General features: G+C 43.5%; 7 protein-coding genes and 1 pseudogene. 3 read left to right on the top strand and 5 right to left on the bottom strand.

Annotation, left to right across the window (positions count from 1 at the left end):
• Nucleotides 1–3,645, top strand: a 3,645-nt coding sequence (locus RMO84_RS03270) for a DNA polymerase III subunit alpha (RefSeq protein WP_310487016.1), incomplete at its 5' end; no start/stop codon positions are given.
• 195 nt (nt 3,646–3,840) lie between these two features.
• On the top strand, nt 3,841–4,758 hold the full coding sequence (locus RMO84_RS03265; protein ID WP_310487015.1) for an alpha/beta hydrolase: 918 nt from the start codon (nt 3,841–3,843) through the stop codon (nt 4,756–4,758).
• A 220-nt stretch (nt 4,759–4,978) separates the two neighbouring features.
• On the opposite strand, the gene RMO84_RS03260 is transcribed toward RMO84_RS03265, so the two are convergent.
• A complete protein-coding gene (locus tag RMO84_RS03260) occupies nt 4,979–6,067 on the bottom strand; it encodes a response regulator (RefSeq protein ID WP_310487014.1) in 1,089 nt (362 codons plus the stop codon).
• A gap of 504 nt (nt 6,068–6,571) precedes the next feature.
• Here RMO84_RS03260 and RMO84_RS03255 point away from each other — a divergent pair.
• On the top strand, nt 6,572–7,411 hold the full coding sequence (locus RMO84_RS03255; protein WP_310487013.1) for an SIMPL domain-containing protein: 840 nt from the start codon (nt 6,572–6,574) through the stop codon (nt 7,409–7,411).
• A 92-nt stretch (nt 7,412–7,503) separates the two neighbouring features.
• Here RMO84_RS03255 and RMO84_RS03250 read toward each other — a convergent pair whose 3' ends face one another.
• The 4 genes and pseudogenes from RMO84_RS03250 to RMO84_RS03245 all read right to left on the bottom strand — a co-directional run.
• Nucleotides 7,504–9,234 (bottom strand): ABC transporter ATP-binding protein, encoded by a 1,731-nt coding sequence (locus RMO84_RS03250; protein WP_396135756.1) that lies wholly within the window; start codon nt 9,232–9,234, stop codon nt 7,504–7,506.
• 71 nt (nt 9,235–9,305) lie between these two features.
• Nucleotides 9,306–9,533, bottom strand: coding sequence for a YgiT-type zinc finger protein (locus tag RMO84_RS21270; RefSeq protein ID WP_396135755.1), 228 nt, complete (start codon nt 9,531–9,533; stop codon nt 9,306–9,308).
• Nucleotides 9,533–9,709, bottom strand: a complete 177-nt coding sequence (locus RMO84_RS21265) for a DUF4258 domain-containing protein (protein WP_396135757.1) — start codon at nt 9,707–9,709, stop codon at nt 9,533–9,535. The genes RMO84_RS21270 and RMO84_RS21265 overlap by 1 nt, the downstream gene beginning before the upstream one ends.
• A 160-nt stretch (nt 9,710–9,869) precedes the next feature.
• A pseudogene (locus tag RMO84_RS03245) lies at nt 9,870–10,496 on the bottom strand (hypothetical protein); the annotation flags it as partial.

Below are 10,496 nucleotides of genomic sequence, written 5' to 3'. Positions count from 1 at the left end.
GGAGCTAGTCAGTTGCCGAATTTGGTCGATCGAGCGGTAGAATTGGGGATGCCCGCGATCGCGCTGACGGATCATGGTGTGATGTTTGGGGCGATCGAACTGATTAAAGTCTGTCGCACTCGCAATGTCAAGCCGATTATTGGTAACGAGATGTATGTGATCAATGGTGACTTCACGCAGCAGAAGCGGTATCAGAAGTTTCACCAAGTGATCCTAGCGAAAAATACGCAGGGATATCGGAATTTAGTTAAGTTGACGACAGTATCTCACCTCGAAGGCTTTCAGGGGCGAGGGATTTTTGCGCGTCCGTGTATTAATAAGGAATATATTGAGAAATATAAGGAAGGTTTGATCGTAACTAGTGGTTGCTTAGGTGGCGAAGTACCTCAAGCAATTATGGCTGGACGACCAGACGCGGCGCGCAAAGTTGCGAGATGGTATAAGGAACGATTTGGGGAAGATTACTACCTAGAAATCCAAGATCATGGCCTGAAAGAAGATCGGGTTGTGAATGTGGAAATCGTTAAAATTGCCCGCGAACTAGATATTAAAATTATTTCCACTAATGATTCGCACTTTGTCTCTTGTTACGATGTGGAAGCCCACGATGCGTTGCTGTGTATCCAGACGGGGCAACTAATTCGCGAAGATAAGCGGATGCGGTATAGCGGTAATGAATATCTCAAATCTGCTGAAGAAATGGCTGCATTATTCCGCGATCATTTACCTGATGATGTTATTGCCGAATCGATCGCGAATACGTTAGAAGTTGCTGACAAAATTCAGCCTTACAATATTCTAGGCGAATTAAACTTCCCCGATTTTCCGATTCCAGTTGGGCATACTTCAGCTACATACGTCGAGGAAATTTCACGGGCAGGATTGCAGGAACGGCTACAGGTAAAAAGATATGCAGATATCGACAAAGAGTATCAAGAACGGCTCGATTTTGAACTGAAAATGATCGATCGCATGGGGTTTTCGACCTATTTCTTGGTTGTCTGGGATTATATCAAATTCGCTCGCGATCGGGCGATTCCAGTCGGCCCTGGACGTGGTTCAGCAGCGGGTTCTCTCGTTGCTTATGCGATGAAGATTACCAATATCGACCCCGTACATCATTGTCTCCTCTTCGAGCGGTTTTTGAATCCCGATCGCAAGTCGATGCCAGATATTGACACGGATTTTTGTATCGAACGGCGGTCGGAAGTAATTGATTATGTCACCGAGAAGTATGGTAAAGAGCGAGTCGCGCAAATTATCACCTTCAACCGGATGACTTCCAAAGCGGTACTCAAGGATGTCGCGCGGGTGTTAAATATTCCCTATGCTGTAGCCAATGAAATGGGAAAATTGATTCCTGTGGCGCGGGGCAAACCAGCGAAATTAGCCGTGATGATTTCCGATAAAACACCATCACCAGAGTTCAAACAAGCTTATGAAACAGATGAATATGCCGATCCTGAAACTGGTGAAAAAATCACGGCGCGGCAGTGGATTGATATGGCAATGCGAATCGAAGGTACTAATAAAACCTTCGGTGTTCATGCGGCTGGTGTGGTAATTTCTTCCCAACCTTTGGATGAAATTGTGCCGCTCCAGCGGAATAATGATGGCTCCGTGATTACCCAATATTATATGGAAGATCTCGACTCAATGGGTCTGATCAAAATGGACTTTTTGGGATTGAGAAACTTAACTATTATCCAAAATGCGATCGATCTGATCGAGCAAACTAAAGGTGATAAAATTGACCCTGATGATATTACACGAGAGGAACGTCGAACTTATCAGATTTTAGCTAAAGGTACTGCGAATAAACGGCCACCTAATGTCCAGAAAACTTACAAACAAGTTGAATCGGGCGACTTAGAAGGAGTATTTCAGCTAGAGTCATCAGGGATGCTCGATGTGGTTGCCAGGTTGAAACCATCGAGTATCGAGGATTTATCATCGATTCTGGCTCTATACCGACCTGGGCCACTTGATGCCGGACTGATTCCGATTTTTATCGATCGCAAACACGGTCGCGAAAAAATTAGTTACGAGCACCCAATTCTAGAGACAATTCTAGAAGAGACGTATGGCGTAATTGTTTATCAGGAGCAGATCATGAAGATCGCTCAAGATCTGGCTGGGTATACATTAGGTGAAGCAGATATTTTGCGTCGCTGTATGGGTAAGAAGAAAGCCGATGAAATGAATAAACAGCGCGAGAAGTTTCTCGATGGTGCGGCCAAGAAAGGGGTGTCCCATGCGATCGCGGATGCCTTGTTCGACAAGATGGTTTTATTCGCAGAATACTGTTTTAATAAAAGCCATTCTACTGCTTATGCTTATGTCACTTATCAAACAGCATTCTTGAAAGCAAATTATCCGGCTGAATACATGTCGGCACTGTTGACAGCTAATAGTGGCGATCAAGATAAAGTGACTAGATATCTGAATAATTGCGAGCAAACTTTGGATATCAAAGTCGAGCCGCCGGATATCAATCGATCGTATGTCAAATTTCGTCCGGTTGTCGATCCCGAACGCCCCAATCGATTGAATATTCTCTTTGGGTTGTCGGCAATTAAAAACGTCGGTGAGGCCGCGATCGAGAATATTCTCAATGCGCGCGAAGAGGGTGGTGAATTTAAATCTTTAGCAGATTTATGCCAGCGAGTCAGCTTACAAGCTGTGAACAAACGGACATTAGAATCGCTAATACAATGCGGTACTTTTGATAATCTCGATCGCAATCGCCGTCAATTAATTAACGATCTGGAGGTAATTATTCCGTGGTCGCAAAGTAAAGCCAAAGAAAAAGCGATCGGACAAGGTAATTTATTCGATTTGTTATTAGGTGGTGACTCTAAACCTGAAGCTGGTGGCTTTGAAGCTACACCAAAATCGCCATTAGTGAGTGACTTTTCTTCGGCGGAGCGGCTACAATTCGAGCAAGAACTTTTGGGGGTATATGTCTCCGATCATCCGCTCAAAAATGCCGAACGGATTGCTAAGATGCAAAAGCATGATTTCAAGCGGATTATTGAAATTGATAAGCCTTGTAAGGATGTCAAGTTGGTGGTGATGTTGACTGAAGTCAAAGTCGTCCAGACCAAAAAAGATAATAAGTCGATGGCAATTCTGAAGTTAACAGATATTGCCAGCAGTAAATTAGAAGCCGTTGCCTTCCCAGAAGCTTATGAGAAAATCAAAGATCTATTAGTACCTAATGGAGCGGTGATTGTAGTCGGAAAAGTCAGTCGGAAGAAAGATAATGATGAATTACAAATGATCGTCGATGAAGCGATCGAGATCGATCGTAACTTCGTTTATAAGTCAGCAGATCTTCAAATCGACCCCCAACAATTGGTATTAATCAAACTACCAATTAGTATGGCAACCGATGAGATTCAGTCGCAAACCTTGAAAACAACGATCGAAGAGTATTCTGGCGATACAGCAGAGGTGGGCACACCTGTCTATGCGATCGTTCAAGGTGACTCTGGCTATCGATTGGTACAATTTGGCAAACAGTTTTGGGTACAAGATTCAGCCGGATTGGTCGATCGGATGCAAGATCGTGGGTTCGATATCCAAGTCAAGAACATGAAGACTGCTCAATTAGCAGCAGATGACTCAAGTAGTCAAGAATAAATGTCTACTAAGTTGGATAGAGATCTGGATTAAAAGGTGATGGTAATTACAACATTACTCTCTTCTTGGAGTTGAGGAGCAAAGCTAATTTATTTATAGCAATTGACTAACTCTAAATAACTAGTAAAATAACTGAGAGACGATCGTCGATCGCTAGTTTATACTAATAAAGCAGTGCAAATTAGCCAGATAGCAATGAAACCTTACACAGCCTCCTTGGATTCGGGTTGGCGGCACGAATTCATCCAAACCAACAATATTCGCTTACACTGCGTTACTCAGGGTGAAGGCGAATTAGTAATTTTGCTACATGGCTTTCCAGAATTTTGGTACTCCTGGCGACATCAGATTCCCGCACTCGCCCGTCACTTCAAGGTTGTCGTTCCCGATCTGCGCGGCTATAACTACTCAGATAAACCGCTTAGTGGGTACGATATCGATACCTTGAGTACCGATATCCAGGGACTAATTCAAGCATTAGGCTATGTCAAAGCACATGTCGCGGGACATGATTGGGGTGGGGCAATTGCTTGGCACCTAGCCCAAAAATGTCCACAAATGCTCGATCGATTGGCGATTCTCAACGCGCCACATCCCCAAAGATTAGTACAGGAAATGAGCAGCAATCTCGATCAATTGCGCCGCAGTTGGTACATGCTAGCATTTCAAGTCCCAGGGATACCAGAATGGTTGATTCAACAAAATCTCAAAGATTTTATCCTCAATGTCTTTCGCGGACAAGCTGTGAGAAAAGGTGCTTTCACAGCAGAAGACAATCAAATTTATCAGGAGGCTCTAGAAAAGCCTGGAGTATTAAGGGCAGCACTCAATTATTATCGCCAGCTACTCGCACCCCAAAATTGGCTACAAAACTGGAATAATTCACCACTTCAGATCGCGGTACCAACCTTGATGCTCTGGGGTGAAGAGGACAATTTCCTGAGTAATAAGTTAACTGAAGGCATGGAACGATTGATATCTGCGCCCTTTAAGCTGAAACTGATTCCGCACTGTGGGCACTGGATTCAACAAGAGGTTCCCCAACTTGTCAATCGGGAGTTATTAGATTTCTTTCAGTCCGATCGGACTAAAGTAATTTCCAATTCTAAATAGATTGAATTCTCATAGTTAGCCATGATATTGTCGATCGATTATTAAATATTTAGCTATCTCTGTAGAGGTGATGTGAATATTTACATCACCTAATATCGCCAAATTATGAGCATAAAATTTGCGATCGTCACTTCATTTTGTAATGACAGACGATCGCGATTTTGCTATTTTGTTTTTTAACTTTGGACTTCATTAAGTAAAAAAGTAATCTTCGATCGTTTCAAACATTTACCAATGCTTGAGAAACATATTTGTTGACCAAATTCACGAGATCGGTGGGTGTAAATGGCTTAGTCATATAATCGTTAGCACCGACCATTCTGGCTTTGAGCTTATCAAAGACGCCATCGCGACTGCTGAGCATCAGAATCGGTACGGTCTTAAAGTTGGGTGATTTACGCAGAAGTTGGCACAGTTCGTAGCCATTAATATCAGGCATACTAATATCCATCAAGATCAAGATTGGATGAGTGCGAATGAGTTTTGTCATCGCTTGAGCGGGTTTAAGCAAGCTGATAACTTCATATCCTTGCGCTTCTAGAGTTAGCCTGACACTATTTTGAACTGTTTGACTATCATCGATACAGGCGATAATTGGCCGATCTTCATCTTGTTTTTGGCCGTATCCAGAAATCTGCGCGCTTCGATTGCGTACCAGTGGTAGCAACATATGGCTGAGTCCTTGGACATCGATGTTGAGTTGATTGGCAATACTATAAAGACACAGATTTTGAGTCAATGCTGACTGATAAGCTTCGATCGCTTTGGTACTCTGAAGTTGTTGCCATAAAAGCTTATATAAACTATCGATATTCGATAAATATACTCGGACTAATGGCGATGTTAGATGTGGTCTAATTTTCTGCCATTGCCAAATTAGCTGCTTGACTGGTGCGATCACTTGTTGCACCGAAGCCGATAAAATCAGGACATCTAGATGAGCATCGAGATTGAACTCCATCTCGGCATTGCCAATTGCCATGATATGCACGAAAGCTTCTTGGGTACTAGTAAATGCCAGCTGACGTACTTGTTGCAGTGATAATCTGCCTGATTGCCACTGATGACAGATAAATTTGTAGTCAGATTGCCCGATGGCAAACTCACTCAAATTAAAATCTGGATGATGGTGCCTGGTTAAATAAGTCAGGCGTTCTTTTTGTCCCAGCGAACTAGTTGCAAAATGCAGCTTACCGTTACCAAAGTAAGCTTCCCAAGTTATCGAAGCATCTAGTGCATCTCTAATAATGAGCTGCCCTGATAGTTCTTGCTGGATAATATCTTTTAATGCTTCAACAACTCTAGTCATCACTGGTATTGATATATTTTAACTAATCTTGTCGATCTAACACTGTAAAACCTTACCGATCGCTAATGTTAAGGGTAGAAAAATAAAAAGTAAGTAGTGCAATTTGTGTAACTTACTTGGGTCGATTGTTGGAGTAGCTCAATCTAGTGGCGATCTCGAAACTACAGGTCGCGCCCAACGGCTGCTGGAACGATCGGGTAGTTGGTATAAGTAGTAAATATACGGAGACAATTGAGTTAACCCCTACATCTAATATGCCCATCAGAAATAGGATTTGAACGATCGCATTAATTGTCAATGACATCGCCATCTATTTATCTTGTCAAAGGCAGATCCAGCGCGAATAATAGGTAATTAGCAGACGCTCGAATCGTAATGGAAACATGTTGACTTTGGATAGAGTCTTTACTATTAACCTGAAGTGGCGAGCATATTCCCCGAATGATTAGAATTAGAAGCTGGCTAGACTCAAATCGATACTATCGATCCAGTCATTCGACAAATTTGGATGCTACTGACGATCTTGAAGCACTCTATCCGGTGTCGAGACAGGAATCTAGTGCTAAATACCAAGAATCGACACTCACCACTGAGTCCGCTCATGCGCGATCCAAAAACAGCAGCTTTAATTTCAAGCCAGCATTGTCCCTCTTTTTGACAGCCAGTTTAGTGCTATGTGTGGGAATTGCCCCCAGTACCAGCCAAGAGCGGAAGACCCCCCGCACCATTACTGCCAGTGGCAAAGGCATTGTGAATATTCCCACCACATTAAGTCAAATTCGCCTTGCGATCGAAGTTGCGGGCAAAACTCCCGCTAGTGCCCAGCAAGCAGCCGCCAGACGATCTACCCAGGTCATCAATTATCTCAAAACTCAACAGGTAGATAAACTGCAAACCACTGGCATCAATCTCAATCCCACCTATATTTATTCAAATGGCCGCAATCCAGAAATTACTGGCTATACGGCCACCAATAGTATCAGTTTTCGCGTGACGAACGATCGAGCAGGGGCAATTTTGGATGCCGCTGTCAACAATGGGGCGACGCGGATTGATGGGGTGAACTTTATTGCTAGCGAACAGGCGATTTCTACCGCCCAACTGCAAGCACTCAAGCAAGCGACTCAAGATGCCGAGCGTCAAGCAGACGCAGTGCTCGCAACACTCAGTCTCAAGCGCAAAGAAGTCATCAACATTCAAATCAACAGTGCATCTACACCAGCTCCCATGCCGCTGGCTCAAGAATCGGCAAGAGCAAAACTAGCGGATGCCACTGCTACTACTCCGATTGTTGGTGGCGAGCAGCAAGTCGAGGCTACTGTGACATTGGATATCGGCTATTAAATTAATTGAGAATTGAGTAGACTCGAAAAATACGAGTAGGGGCAATTGATGAATTGCCCCTACTCGTATTTTCCGATCTAGCTAATTAGATCTTAAGTTGATTGGCTGAATTGGCGCGCGTAGAATTGAGCGTAGCGTCCAGAGCGATCGAGTAATTCGCTATGATTGCCAGCTTCAATAATCTCGCCATTTTCAATTACCAAAATCCGATCGGCTTTGCGGACTGTCGCCAGCCGGTGGGCAATAATAAACACCGTCCGATCGGCCATAATTCGCTCTAATGCTTCTTGGACTAAGGCTTCCGATTCAGAGTCTAATGCTGAAGTTGCTTCGTCGAGAATCAGAATGCGCGGGTTGAATAATACCGCTCTAGCGATCGCGATTCGTTGTTTTTGGCCGCCCGATAAGGTCGTCCCTTTTTCGCCGACATAGGTATAATAACCTTGCGAAAGTTGGGAGATAAATTGATGAGCATTGGCAATCTTGGCGGCTTCTTCGACATCTTTAATATCGAATTCTGTCCGCCCAAAAGCAATGTTTTGAGCGATATGTCCGGAGAGTAAAACAGTATCCTGGGGTACGATTCCGATTTGACGGCGCAAACTTTTGAGCGTCACATCGCGAATATCGATGCCATCGATCGAGATGCTGCCAGATGAGACATCATGAAAACGATTTAACAAACTGAGAATCGTACTTTTCCCCGCTCCCGAGGTACCAACTAAGGCGATTGTTTCACCCGACTTTACCGTGACATTAAAATCTTTTAAAATCGGTTTATCGGACGTATAACCAAAACTAACGTGATGATATTCAATTTTACTAGTTGCTGGTGGCAATGCGATCGCATCGGGACGTTCGGTAATGGTTTGCGGGATCGCGAGCAATTCAAACACTCGATCGACTGAAGCTTCAGCTTGTTTTAGTTCGTTATAATTACTAGTAGTTAACGCGATCGGACTGATAATCAGCACGATATTCGTCAGGTAAATGACAAAATCAGCAGCCGTTAAATTTCCTGCGGAAATCTGAATACCAGCCAGTACAAAGATAAATAGAATACTAACAACTTGCAGAAAACTCACGATCGGATGTTGCAAGGCATTAATTTTTTCAGTTAAATACTTTGCCTGACGATTGAATTCAGCTTCCTGCCCAAATTTTTGCCGCGCATAGTCTTCAGCAACAAAAGCTTGGATCGTCCGAATACTACCCAAATCTTCTGTTACTAAAGAAGATAGATCGGCAATCTGATTTTGACTCTTCAATGATTGTTTTTGAAGTTTCTCGCCAAACCAGCCAACTAAAACGGCAATTACTGGTGCGATGCAAAATACAGCCAGCGTCAATTGCCAGTTGATATAAACCATGTATCCCAGGATAACAATGAGCTGGAGTACGCAGGGGATAAATTGATGAAAAATCTTATTAATAATTTCACCGATTTTATCGATATCTTCAGTCAATCGATATGATAAATCGCCCAATTGCATCTGCGACAATCGATCGCCGCTCAAACCGAGCAGGTGTGCATAGGTACGTTTGCGTAAGTCTAAGGTAATCCCAAAAGCAGCCTTAGCCATCAACGTATTCATGCAGTATTGAGCGATACCTTGAAAGATATATACCAGTCCCCCAGCTACCGCAATTTTGGCAAGCATTGTGACATCAGTACCCACATATTTACTGATTTGTCCGGCTAACCATGCTTGGATCGGCCAAAAAGCTGTGTAAACTCCGATCCACAATAAAGCCAACACAATTGTCAGCCGATGCGGACGCAGATAGGGGAGAAGTTGCCAATAATTAGAACGTTGCTTCAAAAGACTCACTCGATCGCTAAACGACTTAATTATAGACGGGATTGGGTTTTAGTTTGTTCGCAAACCTATAACTAGTATGCGTAAACATCCATGGAAATTGTTTCGATCGGCCGAGAATTACTATGCAGCATCGATCTAATATGTTCTGTCGTCTCTCGACTGAATATGGCCTCTCCACAGTTAGAGCAGACTGTAGTAGGAATATTTTCCACAAGATGAAACTTCCCATCAATTTGAAATACCTCACTAATATTTTCAGTGTGGGATTTTCTAGAATTACAAACGTGGCACTCGAACATTATAATCTCCTAATTTTGTAGTCAATCCATTCATTTTCATTTGGTTCGTAGAGTGTGACGATTTTTAGCAGATCTGAGTCTATTCGTGAAACCTGGAGATGTAATACTCTGCCTGCAACCGTTAATCCCAAGAGCAAACAGCTAGGTGAATACTTATCGTCTGGGTAGTCTTCAATAATAGTGACACTTGCCCCAGACTCAATAATTTTCAGCTCGCTAATATTGCTCTACTGCTCTTTTGAAAGCATGACGGGTAAATTCAAACGCTCCAGTCTGGAGCTGATGCCGAATCTGTGTTAGTGTTTTCACTCCTTCTTCCTACCTAGAATATTTTAACTAATAACTCATCACGTCCATCAAACATGCTGCGATCCGTTTTGCGGCTCCAGGAGTCCCCATGCGTAATAAACCATTCCCGGCGATCGATTGCAATCGTTCGGGATACTGTAATAATTGCTGTATTGCCAATCCCACATCCTGCGGCTGCGGTACCAAAATTACCGACTCACCCAATAAGCGAGTTTGGGCTTCGGCAAAGGCGGTGGTAAACTGTGGGCCAGCACCGGGAATAGTAAAAGCGGGCTTACCTAAACTAATAAATTGCTCCGTCGCCGTTCCCGCCATCGCGATCGCACATGCACCCATCTGCATAAATTCTCGTCCCAATTGAGTGCTAATAGCGATCGTAACTCGATCGGATCGATAATAAAGCGCGCTAGGATCGGGACTAAAATTAGTTAAATCGGCTTCAATTCCTACTAGCTTCATCCATCCCAGTTTGCTAAGATTTTCCTCGATGACATTTAGATCTAGTGTTGAGACGATCGCGGCCAAACAGAGAATTTGACGATCGGGAAAGGCCGGAATTAGACTCTCAACAGCCAAGAGGATCTGGTGCCAATTGGCATAGGCTTCTGGAGGACGGGAGCCAGGAAGTAGCGTCACGATTAACGATCGTGCCAG

It is taken from the genome of Chamaesiphon sp. VAR_69_metabat_338 (genome assembly GCF_031423935.1).
In the GTDB taxonomy this organism is placed as follows: domain Bacteria; phylum Cyanobacteriota; class Cyanobacteriia; order Cyanobacteriales; family Chamaesiphonaceae; genus Chamaesiphon.
The sequence above is the reverse complement of the archived record's forward strand: the minus strand, read 5'-3'. Positions and strand labels throughout refer to the sequence as shown.

Coding starts and splice junctions, on each gene's coding strand:
- RMO84_RS03265 (WP_310487015.1), top strand. CDS start 3,841: ATGAAACCTTACACAGCCTCCTTGGATTCGGGTTGGCGGCACGAATTC.
- RMO84_RS03260 (WP_310487014.1), bottom strand. CDS start 6,067: ATGACTAGAGTTGTTGAAGCATTAAAAGATATTATCCAGCAAGAACTA.
- RMO84_RS21270 (WP_396135755.1), bottom strand. CDS start 9,533: ATGTTCGAGTGCCACGTTTGTAATTCTAGAAAATCCCACACTGAAAAT.